Annotated in this window: 15 protein-coding genes and 1 pseudogene; 9 read left to right on the forward strand and 7 right to left on the reverse strand. The window is 60.0% G+C overall.

Annotation, left to right across the window (positions count from 1 at the left end; translation table 11 throughout):
* The first annotated feature begins 65 nt into the window (after positions 1–65).
* A complete protein-coding gene (locus tag V8689_RS15520) occupies positions 66–344 on the forward strand; it encodes a hypothetical protein (protein ID WP_056787424.1) in 279 nt (92 codons plus the stop codon).
* On the opposite strand, the gene yfcF is transcribed toward V8689_RS15520, so the two are convergent.
* Entirely contained in the window at positions 303–935 is a 633-nt protein-coding gene (yfcF, locus tag V8689_RS15525; protein ID WP_056787422.1) for a glutathione transferase, read from the reverse strand. The two genes, V8689_RS15520 and yfcF, sit on opposite strands and share 42 nt — an antisense overlap.
* Before the next feature lie 146 nt (positions 936–1,081).
* On the opposite strand from yfcF, the gene V8689_RS15530 reads away from it, so the two are divergent.
* On the forward strand, positions 1,082–2,521 hold the full coding sequence (locus tag V8689_RS15530) for a hypothetical protein (RefSeq protein ID WP_056787417.1): 1,440 nt from the start codon (positions 1,082–1,084) through the stop codon (positions 2,519–2,521).
* On the opposite strand, the gene V8689_RS15535 is transcribed toward V8689_RS15530, so the two are convergent.
* Entirely contained in the window at positions 2,518–3,060 is a 543-nt protein-coding gene (locus V8689_RS15535) for a DUF924 family protein (protein WP_056787414.1), read from the reverse strand. The two genes, V8689_RS15530 and V8689_RS15535, sit on opposite strands and share 4 nt — an antisense overlap.
* A gap of 62 nt (positions 3,061–3,122) precedes the next feature.
* Here V8689_RS15535 and V8689_RS15540 point away from each other — a divergent pair, with 62 nt between their 5' ends.
* The gene (locus V8689_RS15540; RefSeq protein ID WP_056787411.1) at positions 3,123–4,277 is read left to right on the forward strand and encodes a DUF1624 domain-containing protein; all 1,155 of its coding nucleotides are present in this window, start codon (positions 3,123–3,125) and stop codon (positions 4,275–4,277) included.
* 78 nt (positions 4,278–4,355) lie between these two features.
* Here the strand turns inward: V8689_RS15540 and metE are convergent, their stop codons facing one another.
* Positions 4,356–6,698 carry a 5-methyltetrahydropteroyltriglutamate--homocysteine S-methyltransferase gene (gene metE / locus V8689_RS15545; RefSeq protein ID WP_056787408.1) on the reverse strand — a complete coding sequence of 781 codons (2,343 nt, stop codon included), beginning with the start codon at positions 6,696–6,698 and terminating at the stop codon, positions 4,356–4,358.
* A 345-nt stretch (positions 6,699–7,043) separates the two neighbouring features.
* Between metE and V8689_RS15550 the strand changes: the two genes are divergently transcribed.
* From V8689_RS15550 to V8689_RS15570, 5 genes and pseudogenes are all read left to right on the forward strand, one after another.
* Positions 7,044–8,141 carry a carboxynorspermidine decarboxylase gene (locus tag V8689_RS15550; RefSeq protein ID WP_056787406.1) on the forward strand — a complete coding sequence of 366 codons (1,098 nt, stop codon included), beginning with the start codon at positions 7,044–7,046 and terminating at the stop codon, positions 8,139–8,141.
* A 28-nt stretch (positions 8,142–8,169) separates the two neighbouring features.
* On the forward strand, positions 8,170–9,414 hold the full coding sequence (locus tag V8689_RS15555) for a saccharopine dehydrogenase family protein (protein ID WP_056787403.1): 1,245 nt from the start codon (positions 8,170–8,172) through the stop codon (positions 9,412–9,414).
* A gap of 451 nt (positions 9,415–9,865) precedes the next feature.
* A complete protein-coding gene (mddA, locus tag V8689_RS15560; RefSeq protein ID WP_060765628.1) occupies positions 9,866–10,633 on the forward strand; it encodes a methanethiol S-methyltransferase in 768 nt (255 codons plus the stop codon).
* A gap of 131 nt (positions 10,634–10,764) precedes the next feature.
* Positions 10,765–11,013: pseudogene (locus V8689_RS15565) on the forward strand (methyltransferase family protein); the annotation flags it as partial.
* 414 nt (positions 11,014–11,427) lie between these two features.
* A complete protein-coding gene (locus V8689_RS15570) occupies positions 11,428–11,751 on the forward strand; it encodes a hypothetical protein (RefSeq protein WP_056787399.1) in 324 nt (107 codons plus the stop codon).
* Positions 11,752–11,854: 103 nt separating this feature from the next.
* Here the strand turns inward: V8689_RS15570 and glsB are convergent, their stop codons facing one another.
* From glsB to V8689_RS15585, 3 genes are all read right to left on the reverse strand, one after another.
* Positions 11,855–12,763: a glutaminase B gene (gene glsB, locus V8689_RS15575; RefSeq protein WP_056787397.1), complete on the reverse strand. Its 909-nt coding sequence runs from the start codon at positions 12,761–12,763 to the stop codon at positions 11,855–11,857.
* A gap of 55 nt (positions 12,764–12,818) precedes the next feature.
* Positions 12,819–13,163: a hypothetical protein gene (locus V8689_RS15580; protein ID WP_003191720.1), complete on the reverse strand. Its 345-nt coding sequence runs from the start codon at positions 13,161–13,163 to the stop codon at positions 12,819–12,821.
* Positions 13,164–13,236: 73 nt separating this feature from the next.
* Positions 13,237–13,647: a hypothetical protein gene (locus tag V8689_RS15585; protein ID WP_056787394.1), complete on the reverse strand. Its 411-nt coding sequence runs from the start codon at positions 13,645–13,647 to the stop codon at positions 13,237–13,239.
* A 109-nt stretch (positions 13,648–13,756) separates the two neighbouring features.
* Between V8689_RS15585 and V8689_RS15590 the strand changes: the two genes are divergently transcribed.
* Positions 13,757–14,668 carry an AraC family transcriptional regulator gene (locus V8689_RS15590; protein WP_056787392.1) on the forward strand — a complete coding sequence of 304 codons (912 nt, stop codon included), beginning with the start codon at positions 13,757–13,759 and terminating at the stop codon, positions 14,666–14,668.
* A 54-nt stretch (positions 14,669–14,722) separates the two neighbouring features.
* On the opposite strand, the gene V8689_RS15595 is transcribed toward V8689_RS15590, so the two are convergent.
* Entirely contained in the window at positions 14,723–15,517 is a 795-nt protein-coding gene (locus tag V8689_RS15595) for a class II aldolase/adducin family protein (protein ID WP_056787390.1), read from the reverse strand.
* Positions 15,518–15,596: the final 79 nt, after the last annotated feature.

Raw genomic sequence — 15,596 nt, forward strand, 5'->3', positions numbered from 1 at the left:
TTGATGGTGACTATCATTTGAACCGATAGTGTCAGGCCGCCCATAAAATCTATAAGGACCCCGCCATGAAGCCTTACCAGAAAATCTTCGATCGTATCCGCGAGGCGGTACTGCCAGAGTTTCGCGAGCGAGTCGCCGACTACCTGGTCGAGTACGAAACGGTGTTGCTGGACTCACACGCCGACGCCGCGCAAAACAGCGCCAGCGCCCAGCAACTGCGCGGCTACTTGCGCGGCTTGAACACCATGCGCGTGCTGGGCATGGCCGATTGGGAAGACCTCGACCGGCGGGTCGCCCAGCAGCTAGAGCAGAGGGCGTCGCAGCTCGACCCACTCGCGCACTGACGGCCGCAGCCACTGGCGTTGCGCGTAGGCCACCAACTGCGCCGGCACTGCGTCACCATTGAGGATCAGGCGATTGAGCATCACCGCCAGGTCCACATCGGCAATCGACCACTGGCCGCACAGGTACTCACGGTTATCCGCCAGCAACGCTTGCGCCGCGCTGATCAACTTGGTCGCGGCGGCTTGAGCCTCTGCTGACAATGGCGGCCTCTTCTGCCCGCAGAACACCACCAGCGTCGAGCGCTCCTGGCGAATCGCCAGCAGGTCGCTGCGCAGCCACGCCTGGACCTGTCGCGCCCTCGCCCGCTGCTGCACATCCGCCGGGTACACGCTGGTTTCGGGGTAGGCCTGGTCCAGGTACTCGGTGATGGCCGAAGACTCCGACAGGGCAAAGTCGCCGTCCACCAGGGTCGGCACTCGCTGGGTCAGAGAGCGCAAGGCGAAGTCTGTCGCCTGGTTCTGCCCGGCATCGAGGTCCAGGGTGAGGGTCTCGAACGCCAGGCCTTTTTCGCGCAAGGCGACAAACACCGACATGGCATAAGGGCTGGTAAACAGCGAATCAACGTAGAGGTGCAGCGGGCCTTGGCTCATGGGCAATCTCCTGGGGTGAGCAATAACGCTACGAGATCCGGGCCGATAAAGACAATGCAGGGTTTTTATGGGGGCATTCCTGGCGGGAATAGCGCGGGTAGTGGCAATATTATGGCTACCGCTGATTTTCAAGGAAGGAACAGCACATGAAACAAGCAGTTGTGGTTATCCACGGCATCGGCGAACAGCGCCCAATGGACACCTTGCGCGGCTTTGTCGAAGCGATGATCCCCACGGACACCCCCGATGGCACACCTCTGTACTGGAGCAAGCCCGATCGGCTGTCGCGCAACTTCGACCTACGCGTACTCAAGTCCTCAGGCCGCACCTCGACGGATTTCTATGAGTACTACTGGGCCCACAAGATGCAGGGTACCAAGCTCGGCCATTTGCTGGGCTGGCTGTGGGACATCTTCAAGCGCCCGCGTCGCGACATCCCCGACGCCATCGTGCCGATCTGGCGCAGCACGCGCTGGACGGTGCTGGTATTACTGCTATTGATTGCTAGCGGCGCACTGGCTACGGCCTGGGGTCAGTTGCCCGCCAACGACAACCCCTTCGCGCTGATCCCCCTGCTGCTCGCGGCCATGGGACTGGGGCTGCGCTACTCGGCGCTGGCGTACCTGGGAGACGCCGCACGCTACCTCAGCCCCAACCCGCAGAACGTGAGGGTGCGCGAGCAGATCCGTGCCGATGGTGTAGACCTGCTGCGCGCCCTGCACAACCAGGGCGACTACGAGCGCATCATCGTCGTGGGCCACAGTTTGGGCAGCGTGATTGCCTACGACATCGTCGGCTACCTCTGGCATGAATACCACGACCAACTGACCCAACTGAACCCCAGCAACCGTGAGCTGGCGGCCCGTTATGCCAACCGCGAACCGCTGCAACCGGTGGTCAAGGATACCTTGCCCGCAGCCGGCGCCTCGCTGGACGGCAGCCTGGGCAGCCTGTTGAATTTTCGTCAGCAACAGGCCGAGGCGTTCGTCGAACAGCGCGGCCTGGGGAACCCCTGGCGCATCACCGACCTGGTCACCGTCGGCAGCCCGATGGCCCACGCCAGCCTGTTACTGGGCCGCAGCGTCAGTGACTTCCAGCAGCGCATGAAACGCCGCGAAGCCCCGGCCTGCCCGCCTACCGAGGACGCCCAGGGCTACGGCTACAACGCCCGCCAACCGCTGATGCTCGGCCAAAAGCCCTTCACCCCGCACTACCTGCACCACGCCGCAGCCTTTGCCGTCACGCGCTGGACCAACCTGTACTTCCCTGCCCCCTTCGGCGTATTCGGCGACATCGTCGGCGGCCCGGTCAAGCCGGTGATGGGCGGCGGCGTGCTGGACTTGCCGGTGACCGTGGGCAACGGCAAAGGCTGGCTGGCCAGATCCTGGCTCAGCCACACCCATTACTGGAGCGAACGCGGCGGTACACAGGGTTACCTCAGTGCACTGGGCAAGGATGAACAGGCGATCACCCAAGGCCCGCGCCCTTCGGCCACTGAAGCGTTGCGGTGGGCGATTGACCTTAAGGGGGTGCGGCGGTTTCGCCGTGTTGGCGCCCAGCAAAGCATGGCGCCAGAACACGCCTAACCGGCGAAGCCACCGGCCTTGAGGAAGGCGAGCTCTTCATCGGTGGTCTTCCTCCCCAACACCCCATTGCGATGCGGAAACCGCCCGAACCGCTCAATGATATCGGCATGCTCCTTGGCCCAGTGATAGGTGCTGGCATCCAACTGCTGGTTCAGGGTAAGGGAGCGTTGCTGGTCCTGGGGGTCTTCCGAATGTTCAAAAGGCAAATAGCAGAACGCACGCAATTGAGGTTCGATCTGTTGATCCAATCCCGCGTCCACCATCTTTCGCGCATACAACCGGGCCAGCGGGTCGGTGGCGAACATGTGCGCCGTGCCGCGAAAGGCGTTGCGCGGGTACTGGTCCAGCAGGATCAATAACGCCAACGCGCCATCCGCCGTGGTCAACCAGTCTTCGAGTTCGCGGCGCGCCGCCTGCATATGGGTGGCGTGGAAGCTGTCACGAAAGGCTGTATCGAACGCCTCGTCCTTGGCAAACCAACGCTTGGGCCCCGCCTGTTTCCAGAACGCGATTACCGCTTCGGCCGATTGAGGGGTCATGCTTACCTCGCTTAATGTTATAGAATAACGTCAATATTGTGCCTGCGTGTGATCCTTAACTTATGACTGACGCTATGACTTTACGCAAACGCCTGCTGTCCATCGACGCCCTGCGCGGCCTGGTGATCCTGTTCATGTTGCTGGACCACGTGCGTGAAACCTTCTTGCTGCACCGCCAGGTCAGCGACCCCATGAGCATCGACAGCACCGAGCCTGCGTTGTTTTTCAGCCGCACCCTCGCCCACCTGTGTGCGCCGGTGTTTGTGCTGCTCACCGGATTGTCGGCGTGGCTGTATGGCCAGAAGTACAAGGGCCGTCGCGACGTGTCGGCTTTTTTGTTCAAGCGCGGGCTGTTCCTGGTGGTGCTGGAATTCACCCTGGTCAACTTCGCGTGGACCTTCCAACTGCCGCCCAGCGTGATCTATATGCAAGTGATCTGGGCCATCGGCATCAGCATGATCGCCCTTGCCGCGTTTGTGTGGCTGCCGCGTGCCTGGCTGATCGGCGTGGCGCTGGTGATTATCGCCGGGCACAACCTGCTCGATGGGCTGCACTTTGCACCGGGTTCGATGTTGCATGTGCCATGGACGATCCTGCATGAACGCAACTGGATTGAAGTGTCTGACAACCTGCGCCTGCGCACCACCTACCCGGTGCTGCCATGGATCGGTGTGATTGCCCTGGGCTACGGCCTCGGGCCATGGTTTGCCAATGCCACGCTGCCGGCTGTGCGGCAGCGTTATTTGCTGATCGCGGGGGTGGGCGCGTTGGTGGGTTTTGGGCTATTGCGCACGCTCAATGGCTACGGCGAGCAGCCTTGGCAGGTGTATGACAGCGGCGTGCTGACGCTGATGAGCTTTTTCAACATCACCAAGTACCCGCCTTCGCTGTTGTTCCTGGCGTTGACCCTGGGGATTGGCTTGCTGTTGCTGCTGGCATTTGAACGCGCCGGGCATAAGCGCTGGATCGGCGTGCTAGCGGTGTTCGGCGCGGCGCCGATGTTCTTTTATCTGTTGCACCTCTACGTATTGAAAATCCTCTATGTCGCCTGCGTAGCGATGTTTGGCCTCAACCATGGCAATTACTTTGGTTTCGACGGTATCGGTGCGGTGTGGCTGGCAGCGCTGCTGTTGCCGATCGCCCTGTACTTGCCCGTACGTTGGTTCGCCGGCCTGAAAGCCCGGCGGCGCGACCTGGCGTGGCTCAAATACCTCTGACCTGATGCAGGGGGCGAATATTGCCCCCCTCCCCTTGTAGGAGCGAGCTTGCTCGCGAAAAGCTCACAGGCGCCGCGTTCATTCAGAAGCTACGCGTAATCGTTGGCGTTTTTCGCGAGCAAGCTCGCTCCTACAGGTTGACTCGGCACGCAGTTGGCGAGCGGCGGTGACCATGTGGATGAGCGCCGCCTCCGTTTCCGACCAGCCCCGCGTCTTCAAGCCGCAATCGGGGTTCACCCATAAGCGCTCTGCCGGAATCCGCTTGGCGGCCTTGCGCAGCAAGTTGGCCATTTCCGAGGCATCCGGCACCCGTGGCGAGTGGATGTCGTAGACCCCCGGGCCGATCTCGTTCGGGTAGGCGAAGGCTTCGAACGCGTCGAGCAACTCCATGTCCGAGCGTGAAGTCTCGATGGTGATCACGTCGGCATCCATGGCGGCGATGGACTCGATCACATCGTTGAATTCGCTGTAGCACATGTGGGTGTGGATCTGGGTTTCATCGCCCACGCCACTCGCGCACAAACGAAACACTTCAGTCGCCCAGTCGAGGTAGTGCTGCCACTGCGCCTGGCGCAACGGCAAGCCTTCACGAAAGGCGGCTTCGTCGATCTGCACGATCTTGATGCCGGCCGCTTCCAAGTCCACCACTTCGTCACGAATCGCCAGGGCCAGTTGCCGGGCCTGCATTTCGCGGCTCAGGTCTTCCCGTGGGAACGACCACATCAGCATGGTCACCGGGCCTGTGAGCATGCCCTTCATCACTTTGTCGGTGAGCCCTTGGGCATAGCGAATCCACTCCACGGTCATGGCTTTCGGGCGGCTCAAGTCGCCGACAATCACCGCGGGTTTCACACAGCGCGAACCGTAACTCTGCACCCAGCCAAACCGGGTAAACACGTAGCCATCCAGTTGCTCGGCAAAGTACTCGACCATGTCGTTACGCTCGGCTTCACCATGCACCAGCACATCCAGGCCAAGATTTTCCTGCACCTCAACCGCATGCTTGATCTCACTGTGCATGGCTTCAACGTATTCGGCGTGGCTCAACTTACCCGCCTTGTACGATTGGCGCGCCAGGCGGATCGACGCGGTCTGTGGGAACGAGCCGATGGTGGTGGTCGGGAACAACGGCAGGTTAAGCCCGGCCCGCTGTTTTTCGATGCGCTGGGCAAATGGCGACTGACGCTGGCTGTCCTGGGCAGTAATGGCGGCGACACGGGCCTGAACAGCGGGTTTATGGATACGTGACGATGCAGCACGAGCCACCTGCACGGCGCGGCTTTCGGCCAGGGCGGCGAGTACGTCGGGGGCTTCGGGCTGGTCAACCGCCTTGGCCAGTAGCGCCACTTCCGCGCACTTCTGCACGGCGAAGGCCAGCCAGCTTTTCAGTTCGGCATCCAACTGGTCTTCCCGCTCCAGGTCCACCGGGCTGTGCAGCAGCGAGCAGGACGGTGCGACCCACAGGCGATCGCCCAACTTCTCATGGGCATGCTGCAAGGTGGCCAGGGCTTTTTCCAGATCGCAGCGCCACACGTTTCGGCCGTTGACCACGCCCAGGGACAACACCTTATATGCTGGCAGGCGGTCGAGGATGGTCGGGTACTGGTCCGGCGCACGCACCAGGTCGATATGCAGGCCATCCACCGGCAGGTTGGCGGCCAGGCCGAGGTTTTCTTCCAGGCCACCGAAGTAGGTGGCCACCAATTTTTTCAGCGGGTCGCGCTGGATCAGGTTATAGGCGCGCTCAAAAGCGTTCTTCCAGTCCTGGGGCAGATCCAGCGCCAGGATCGGCTCGTCGATCTGCACCCACTCCACGCCCAAATCGGCCAGGTGCTGGAAGATCTGGCCATACAGCGGCAGCAGGCGCTCGAGCAGGTCGAGCTTGTCGAAGTCAGCGCCCTTGGCCTTGCCCAGCCACAAGTAGGTCAGCGGGCCGATCACCACGGGCTTGACGCGGTGCCCCAGGTCGAGGGCTTCCTGGACCTCTTCGAACAACTGGTCCCACGCCAGGTGGAACTGCTGATCGACGCTGAACTCCGGCACCAGGTAGTGATAGTTGGTATCGAACCACTTGGTCATCTCCTGGGCATGGGCACCGCCGCAGCAACTATCGCTGACGCCACGGGCCATGGCGAACAAGGTATGCAACGTGGCCTGGCCATCGGCCGGGCGAAACCGCTCAGGGACCACGCCGAACATCAGTGAGTGGGTCAGCACCTGGTCGTACCAGGCGAAATCACCCACCGGCAGCAGTTCGATGCCGGCTTGCTGTTGCAGCGCCCAGTGGGTGCTGCGCATATCACGGCCAACGGCGCGCAGGCCGGCTTCGTCGAGCTCACCCCTCCAGAACGCTTCCTGCGCTTTTTTCAGTTCACGATCGCGTCCAATGCGAGGAAATCCGAGGGAATGAGCGACTGCCATGACTTACAACTCCGATGGTGTGATTGATGGCGGTCATTGTCGGCAGAGGGGTGTCTTGAGACAAACTCATTTTGTTCTAGATCATCACAAGATTTACTCATGTTTAGGTGGCAGGATTTTGGCGGCGCTACTTTGGGAGGTTGTGTTGCCAGGGCGGCCGTCATCGCGGCCTCGCTTAGGCTCGAGCGCTCCCACAGTTTGGGCGGGGGGATTCTTATGAACGGTCATACTTACGCCCTATGCTTAACGTGGCGCGCAAAAACCGCCGGCTAACCTTTCGATCTGTTCCAAGTGCGGGCACAATGCGTGTCCTTTTTTGGCAGGCACCGCCGCAGGCTCTCAAAAATGATCAAAACGCCGTACTACCTCATCGATAAACAGAAGCTTCTGGTCAACATGCAGAAGATTGCCTACGTGCGCGAACAGTCCGGCGCCAAGGCTCTGCTGGCGCTCAAGTGCTTTGCTACCTGGTCGGTATTCGACCTGATGCAGCAATACATGGACGGCACCACCTCGTCGTCGCTGTATGAGTTGAAGCTCGGTCGCCAGAAGTTCGAAGGTGAAGCGCACGCCTACAGCGTGGCCTGGGCCGACGATGAAATCGAAGAGATGCTGGAGAACTGCGACAAGATCATCTTCAACTCCATCAGCCAGCTGCAGCGTTTTGCCGAACGCAGCGAAGGCAAGACCCGCGGCCTGCGTGTGAACCCGCAGGTGAGCAGCTCTGACTACCTGCTGGCCGACCCGGCGCGCCCGTTCAGCCGCCTGGGCGAGTGGGACCCCGTGAAGATCGAAGGCGTGATCGATCAGATCTCCGGTTTCATGTTCCACAACAACTGCGAGAACGGCGACTTCAGCCTGTTCGACAAGATGCTCGGCACCATCGAAGAACGCTTCGGTGCGCTGCTGCACAAGGTCAAGTGGGTCAGCCTCGGCGGCGGCATCCATTTCACCGGTGAAGGCTATGCGCTGGACGCGTTCTGCGCGCGGCTCAAAGCCTTCTCCGAGAAGTACGGCGTACAGGTCTACCTGGAACCCGGCGAAGCGGCGATCACCAACAGCGCCTCCCTGGAAGTCACCGTGCTCGACACCCTCTACAACGGCAAGAATCTCGCCGTGGTAGACAGCTCCATCGAAGCCCACCTGCTGGACCTGCTGATCTACCGCCTCAACGCCAAGCTGGCGCCGAGCGAGGGTGAACACACCTACATGGTGTGCGGCAAATCCTGCCTGGCCGGGGACATCTTCGGCGAGTATCAATTTGATCGTCCGCTGGCCATCGGCGATCGGCTGTCGTTCATCGACACCGCAGGCTACACCATGGTCAAGAAAAACTGGTTCAACGGCCTGAAAATGCCGTCCATCGTAGTGAAACAACTCGACGGTACAGTCGAGGTGGTTCGTGAATTTGGTTACGACGACTACCTGTCCAGCCTGTCCTGAGCTGGCGGATAAAGGAGAGATAAAGCAATTGAAAAAGAACGTTCTTATCATTGGTGCAGGAGGTGTCGCCAAGGTGGTGGCCCACAAGTGCGCGCAGCACAACGACGAACTCGGTCGTATTGCTATCGCGTCGCGCAACATCTCCAAATGCCAGGCCATCATCGACAGCGTCAAGGCCAAGGGTAGCCTCAAGGTTCCCGCCGATATCCAAGCCTTCGCGCTGAACGCCCTGGACATGGAAGCGACCAAGGCCCTGATCCGCGAGACCGAATCGCAGATCGTCATCAACGTTGGTTCCGCGTTCCTCAACATGTCGGTACTGCGTGCCTGCATCGACACGGGCGTGGCTTACCTGGACACCGCCATCCACGAAGAGCCGGGCAAGGTCTGCGAGACCCCGCCGTGGTACGGCAACTACGAGTGGAACCACCTGCAAGAGTGCAAACAGAAGAACATCACCGCCATCCTTGGCGTGGGCTTCGACCCAGGTGTCGTCAACGCGTATGCCGCGCTGGCGCAGCAACAGCATTTCGACCGCATTGATTCGATCGACATTCTCGACGTCAATGCCGGCTCCCATGGCAAATACTTCGCCACCAATTTCGATCCGGAAATCAACTTCCGCGAATTCACCGGGCAGGTGTGGAGCTGGCAGAACAGCCAGTGGACCAGCAACACCATGTTCGAAGTCAAACGCACCGACGACCTACCGGTAGTCGGTTCGCAGAACCTCTACCTCACCGGCCACGATGAAGTGCACTCGCTGTCGAAAAACCTCGACGTGCCCAACGTGCGTTTCTGGATGAGCTTCGGCGAACACTACATCAACGTGTTCACCGTGCTGAAAAACCTCGGCCTGCTCTCCGAACAGCCGGTCAAGACTGCCGAAGGCCTGGAAGTGGTGCCGTTGAAAGTGGTCAAGGCCGTGCTGCCCGACCCGTCTTCGCTCGCCCCGGGCTACACCGGCAAGACCTGCATCGGTGACCTGGTCAGAGGCACCAAGGATGGCCAGCCGCGTGAGATGTTCATCTACAACGTGGCTGATCACGAAGAGGCCTATGCCGAAACCGACAGCCAGGGCATCTCCTACACCGCAGGCGTACCACCGGTAGCCGCTGCGCTGCTGGTTGCGCGTGGCGAGTGGGATGTCAAGCACATGGCCAACGTCGAGGAACTGCCGGCTGAGCCGTTCCTCAAGGCGCTGGATGTGATGGGCTTGCCGACTCGGATCAAAGACGAGCACGGTGATCGGGCCTGGGATGCGACGGCCTGATAGGCCATCGCTGACCGAGCAAAAGAATGCGCCCCTAGGGGCGCATTTTTTGTTTGGGCTCACCTACAGCTCAAAGAACAATAAAGATCAAAATGTGGGAGCGGGCTTGCCCGCGAAGGCGGTGTGTCAGTCAATGATTTTTCCACTGAACCACCGCCATCGCAGGCAAGCCAGCTCCCACAATGAGTCGCCGGCGTATCTGGGACTTCGGTTCATTCCAGGTTCCGCGTCGGAGTATTCAGCGCCCTTGAGCACTGCAACAGCACCGGGGCTCACATTGGCGCAGGCGTGGCCTGGTATAGCTTGTTGGACTGGTTGAACGTCAATTAAATCGCCAATCACTCTTACAACTGTCAATTCCAACAGGTTACCGCCTAGGGGAATGCCGTTAGTCTGAGCGAGCCCGTCATCGATTGGCTCACCCATTCACCATGTGCGAAAGGAATCGTCCATGAAACGGCAACCCCCTTCATACAACTTCACTGCACGTTTGATTAGCCTGGTCTATAGCACCTGCTGCTACCTGGTGTTCTTATTCACCCTGCTGTACATGATGGGCTTCGTGGGGGCTGTGGTCGTACCCAAACACATCGACTCCGGCGCGCGCATCGACTGGGCGCTGGCACTCTTGATCAATGCGTCACTGATCGTTGTGTTTGGTGTCCAGCACAGCGCCATGGCGCGGAAGCGCTTCAAGCGCTGGATGGCAGTCTTCGCCCTGGCAGCGGTGGAGCGTTCTACCTATGTGTTGCTCTCCAGCCTGATGCTCGCGCTGCTGTTCTGGCAGTGGCGGCCTATTACGCACACCGTTTGGGCGGTTGACGCCGCCTGGGCCAAGGCACTGCTGACCGGCCTGTTCTGGCTGGGCTGGGGCATAGTGGTGCTGGCAACTTTCTTGATCAGTCACTTCGAGTTGTTCGGGCTGAAGCAGGCCATTGATCGCTGGCACAACGCCCCACCCTCAGGCCTGACATTCAGGACGCCGCTGCTCTATAAAGTCGTGCGTCATCCGCTGTACCTGGGCTTCCTGATCGCCTTTTGGGCAACGCCGCATATGACCGTAGGGCATCTGCTGTTTGCGCTGGGGATGTCGGTGTATCTCTTCATCGGCGCCCGTTTCGAAGAACGGGATTTGGTGGCGCTGTTTGGTGAGCGGTATCGGCGTTATCAGCGTGAGGTGGGCATGGTCGTGCCGCGTCTCAACAGGCCCCGCCGCTGACCCACTGCTACCAACCTGATCGTTCCCACGCTCTGCGTGGGAACGCCGCCCGGACGCTCTGCGTCCCGCTGTGAGAGATGACGCGGAGCGTCACAGTATGCGTTACCACGCAGAGCGTGGGAACGATCTCATCATTCCGGACGCCGCTGCTCTACAAGGTCGTGCGTCATCCGCTGTACCTGGGCTTCCTGATTGCCTTTTGGGCAACGCCGCATATGACCGTAGGGCATCTGCTGTTTGCGCTGGGGATGTCAGTGTATCTCTTCATCGGCGCCCGTTTCGAAGAACGGGATTTGGTGGCGCTGTTTGGTGAGCGGTATCGGCGTTATCAGCGTGAGGTGGGCATGGTCGTGCCGCGTCTCAACAGGCCCCGCCGCTGACCCACTGCTACCAACCTGATCGTTCCCACGCTCTGCGTGGGAACGCCGCCCGGACGCTCTGCGTCCCGCTGTGAGAGATGACGCGGAGCGTCACCGTATGCGTTACCACGCAGAGCGTGGGAACGATCTCACATGATAACGCGTGCAACCTGGGTGACCGCAGGGCCTGGAAGTTTTTCGCGAGCAAGCTCGCTCCTACAATGATCGTTCCCACGCAGAGCGTGGGACCGACCGAATAGCGGCATCTACACACTGAAATATGCCACGCAAGCATTCAGTAAAGGGAGCCGGAAGGCGATTCTTATGAAGTAACGTTATAAAAAACTGTCATTTCCTACAGGTTCTCGTAAGAGAACTTTCACGCAGTATGACTGCGTATCACTTTACTCTCTCGCTACTTATCAGGAAATGCCCATGACCTACTCTCTATCCGGAAACTACGACGGCGGATCCAGTAACGTATTCCGTCTGGCTATTAAAAAGTTCGATGAGTCAGCAGGTTCCTTCAGTGGAGAATTTCATTATTTGCTTACCAGCATATCGGAGCCCGTCAGTGGCCACTATCACCTTTACGGAGATGGTCGAGACGAGACCGTGCTCTGGTTTGAAACCAGTGGCGGTTCGTGGCGTTGGGAAGCGGATTACGTTAACGGCTCCCCCTCTTTTGAGAAATGGACAGCCAAACGCACGTCCAGTACCGGCGACATCGAAACTGAATTCTTGAAAGAGACCGCCTAATTTATGACAACCTGGACTGAACGAGATGAAGTGTGGTGCACTGCGTTTTGAGCGCCGATTCGACTTCAGTCCGATGCTCGTCCCCATGCCCGCGGGAATGACCTCAAAAAACCGACCACCCAATCCGCTCACTCAACAATTCCAACGCCTTCATCCCCGCCAGCGAATTGCCTGCTGCGTTCAACTCCGGCGACCACACGCACACTGTGAACTGTCCCGGCACCACCGCAACAATCCCGCCGCCGACTCCGCTCTTGCCCGGCAGGCCCACGCGATAGGCAAAATTGCCCGCCTCGTCATACAGCCCGCTGGTGGCCATGATCGAGTTCACTTGCTTGGTCTGGCGCGCCGTCAGCACCTGCTCGCCACTGTGGGCACTCACGCCTTCGTTGGCCAGAAAGCTGAACGCTCGGGCCAGGTCCAGGCAGCTCATCTGCAAGGCGCAATAGTTGAAGTAGCTGTGCAGCACTGCGTCCACATCGTTATGAAAGTTACCGAACGACTTCATCAGGTAGGCCATGGCCGCATTGCGCGCACCGTGCTGGGCCTCCGATTCGGCCACCACGCTGTTGACCAGGATCTGCGGGTTGCCCGACAGGCGCCGTACAAAATCGCGCATCGACAGAATCGGCACGGCGAAGCGTGACTGGTTGATGTCGCAGATCACCAGCGCGCCAGCGTTGATAAAAGGGTTACGCGGGCGGCCACGCTCGAACTCCAATTGCACCATGGAGTTGAACGGCTGCCCCGAGGGCTCATGGCCCAGGCGTTCCCAGATGGTTTCGCCACCATGGTCGATGGCCTGGACCAGGCTGAAGACCTTGGAAATGCTCTGCACCGAAAACAGCGTGTCGGCATCACCAGCGCAGTAGGCCGTGCCGTCGTTGCCGTAGACCGCAATGCCGAGTTGGTGTGCGGGCACGTCGGCCAGTGCGGGAATGTAATCGGCAACTTTGCCGAGGCCGATCAAGGGGCGCACTTCGTCGAGGATCGACTCCAGCAGCGCCTGCATAGCTTGTCCTGTCATCTTTGTTTGAATCAGTGATAAACGAGGCGCGGAGGATACTTCAGTGGGCGCGCAACACCCACACAATCTCTACCACCCGCTCGGCAACCACCACGTAGATCAGGATCAACAACAGTTGCAACGCCAAGTGATAACGCAACTTGGCCAGCCGGCGAATGCCGTCGCTGACGTTCAACAACATCAAAAGCGTCGACAGCACAATCAAGCCCCACCCCGCGACGCTGGAAGCAAACAGACCGATCAGCAAATCGTGCGGCCCCACCAGCGCGTTGGTCCCCGCCGCAAACAACAGCGCGCAGACCAACAGGTTCTTGACGTTGTCGAAAATCTGCGTGCTCAAATCGTTTTCCAGCAATGCCAGATACCGCGTCCATAACGTGCGCATGCTTGAGTACCGAGTGGGAAGGCTCGTCAATCAAGGTAGTTCAATTGTGGACACTGTCGAGCTCTGGCCACGCTTAGAAATGCGCCACATCCGACACCTCTGCGTCCAGCACATCATGGGCCAGCGCCCAGGCGCGGTCCTCGGACTCCACCACCAGCAGCGGGTAGCCCCAGGCCTTGCCGAACGTCACGGCGAAGGGCTTGAGAGCCAGGCGCTTGGCGGCGCAGGGCTCCACCTGGATCATGCCTTTGACGTAGGCGCGCAAGGCCGCTTTGTTTTTCTTCATCCAGATAGAGGCGCGCTTGCGCTCTTCGTGGGCGTGTTCGTGATTGTTTTCATCCACGGCTTTTTCGTGCAGCAGCAAGAAGGGCTGCTCACGGGCCAACAAATGTTCGAAGGTCAGTAAGGCGTCTTCCGGCCCGCCGTCGCCAGGCGCGTCGAAAAAGATTTTCACCACGGGGAAAGTTGAACTGTCGAGTCGCATGGCAAAGCTCCTTTGATGAGATTGGTTCTCATCATAGAGCGCGGGATGCTGGACAGCATTGCACAGAATAGCCAGAATATTTCGCAATCCAGCCAAGGCAGTTCCCATCATGGTTCATCACCGCCTCGACCAGTACGACCCCTGCCGGGTTCGCGACGCCGCCGCCATCCCTCGCTCGATAGTGGCCGTGGGCGCCTCGAGTACCTCCGAACGCTGGGAACATACCCCTCACCACCATCAACACGGGCAGTTGATCTATACCTTGCGCGGCGTGGTGCATTGTGTGATCGAGGCGGGTATCTGGATCGTGCCGCCGCAATGCGCGTTGTGGATTCCCGGCGGTGTAACCCACGCGGCCCGTGGCGCTGGCGAAGCGGACGTGTATTGCCTGTTGATCAACCCGGACGCTGCCAGCGCCCTGCCCCGGCAATGTTGCACGCTGTCGGTGTCTGCATTGCTGCACGAATTGATCGGCAAGGCGGTGAGTTTCCCGCAGCTCTACGACGAAGACGGCGCCCAGGGCCGGCTGGTAGCGACGTTACTCGACGAGTTGGCCCAGGCCCCCATCGAAGCCCTGCATTTGCCCATGCCCCAAGACCCTCGCTTGCATCGGCTGGCCAACAGCCTATTGGCCAACCCTGGCGACAAATCCACCTTGGGCGAATGGGCCGTGCGCATCGGCATGAGCGAACGCAGCATGACCCGACTGCTGCTGGAAGAGATCGGCCTGAGCTTCGGTCGCTGGCGCCGGCAGTTGCATGTGATCCTTTCACTGCAACGCCTGGCCAACGGCGAGAGTGTGCAGAGCGTGGCGCTGGACCTGGGTTATGAAAATGCCAGCGGGTTTATCACCATGTTCCGCAAGGCCATGGGCCAACCGCCGGCGCGTTACCTGGCGGACCGCACGGGCGCGCCGAACCCGGCAGCGCAACCCAGCATTGCGATGCGCGAGGCTGTTAAGGTTGATCGTTCCCACGCTCTGCGTGGGAATGCCTCGTGTGCCGCTCCGCGTCACGCTTAGGGACGCAGAGCGTCCTGGGCTGTGTTACCACGCGGAGCGTGGGAACAATCCAATTCAATTCTTGTAGTCGGTATCTGTTCGCTCAAGCTGGCGCACCAGCGCATTCCAATGCCGCGCTACGCCTGGGCCTTCACCGTTGCTGAATACCTTGGCCTGCTGCTCAACCTTGGCCACCACCTCTGCCGGTGGGAAGATCAACTCGGCGTTCCCCGCCGCCTGTGCCGCAATCTGGATATTGCAGGCCCGCTCCAGGCTTTGTAATTGCTGGAAGGCATGCTCGACGCTGACGCCGCCCGTCAACAAGCCGTGGTTACGCAGGATCATCACACTCTTGTCGCCCAGATCCGCCACCAGCCGTTCACGCTCATCCAGGTCCAGGGCCACGCCCTCGTAGCCGTGGTAAGCCACACGCCCCGAGAACGCGATAGCGTGCTGTGAGATCGGCAACAACCCCTGCTTCTGCGCCGACACCGCTATACCATCGCGGGTGTGGGTATGCAGCACCGCTTGCAAGTCATGGCGTGCGCCGTGGATGGCGCTATGGATCACATAGCCGGCGTAGTTGATCCCAAGGCCCGTGGGGTCATCGACGATGGTGCCGTCCAGATCGACTTTGACCAGGTTGGAAGCGCTGATTTCGTCGAACAACAGCCCGAAAGCATTGATCAGGAAATGCGCCTCGGGCCCTGGCACCCGCGCCGAGAAATGCGTGTAGATATGATCGGTCCACTTGTACAACGCCGCCAGTCGGTAGGCCGCGGCCAGCTTGACCCGCACCTCCCACTCTTGCGGTGTGACCCGTTGGCGCACATTGCTGGAAACACTGGAAATCGGCGTGACGCTGCTCATGGCAAATCTTCCTGGATGGCCTAAGGGGGCTTGCAGGCAAGACTAGGGGATGGTCATAAATAATAAAAAGCACATTTTA

The sequence above is a fragment of the Pseudomonas sp. AK181 genome, from assembly GCF_051122975.1.
In the GTDB taxonomy this organism is placed as follows: domain Bacteria; phylum Pseudomonadota; class Gammaproteobacteria; order Pseudomonadales; family Pseudomonadaceae; genus Aquipseudomonas; species Aquipseudomonas lactis.

What these genes read in the sequence shown, in the direction of transcription:
- V8689_RS15520 (WP_056787424.1), top strand. Translation starts at nt 66, where the DNA reads ATGAAGCCTTACCAGAAAATCTTCGATCGTATCCGCGAGGCGGTACTG.
- yfcF (WP_056787422.1), bottom strand. Translation starts at nt 935, where the DNA reads ATGAGCCAAGGCCCGCTGCACCTCTACGTTGATTCGCTGTTTACCAGC.
- V8689_RS15530 (WP_056787417.1), top strand. Translation starts at nt 1,082, where the DNA reads ATGAAACAAGCAGTTGTGGTTATCCACGGCATCGGCGAACAGCGCCCA.
- V8689_RS15535 (WP_056787414.1), bottom strand. Translation starts at nt 3,060, where the DNA reads ATGACCCCTCAATCGGCCGAAGCGGTAATCGCGTTCTGGAAACAGGCG.
- V8689_RS15540 (WP_056787411.1), top strand. Translation starts at nt 3,123, where the DNA reads ATGACTGACGCTATGACTTTACGCAAACGCCTGCTGTCCATCGACGCC.
- metE (WP_056787408.1), bottom strand. Translation starts at nt 6,698, where the DNA reads ATGGCAGTCGCTCATTCCCTCGGATTTCCTCGCATTGGACGCGATCGT.
- V8689_RS15550 (WP_056787406.1), top strand. Translation starts at nt 7,044, where the DNA reads ATGATCAAAACGCCGTACTACCTCATCGATAAACAGAAGCTTCTGGTC.
- mddA (WP_060765628.1), top strand. Translation starts at nt 9,866, where the DNA reads ATGAAACGGCAACCCCCTTCATACAACTTCACTGCACGTTTGATTAGC.
- V8689_RS15570 (WP_056787399.1), top strand. Translation starts at nt 11,428, where the DNA reads ATGACCTACTCTCTATCCGGAAACTACGACGGCGGATCCAGTAACGTA.
- glsB (WP_056787397.1), bottom strand. Translation starts at nt 12,763, where the DNA reads ATGCAGGCGCTGCTGGAGTCGATCCTCGACGAAGTGCGCCCCTTGATC.
- V8689_RS15580 (WP_003191720.1), bottom strand. Translation starts at nt 13,163, where the DNA reads ATGCGCACGTTATGGACGCGGTATCTGGCATTGCTGGAAAACGATTTG.
- V8689_RS15585 (WP_056787394.1), bottom strand. Translation starts at nt 13,647, where the DNA reads ATGCGACTCGACAGTTCAACTTTCCCCGTGGTGAAAATCTTTTTCGAC.
- V8689_RS15590 (WP_056787392.1), top strand. Translation starts at nt 13,757, where the DNA reads ATGGTTCATCACCGCCTCGACCAGTACGACCCCTGCCGGGTTCGCGAC.
- V8689_RS15595 (WP_056787390.1), bottom strand. Translation starts at nt 15,517, where the DNA reads ATGAGCAGCGTCACGCCGATTTCCAGTGTTTCCAGCAATGTGCGCCAA.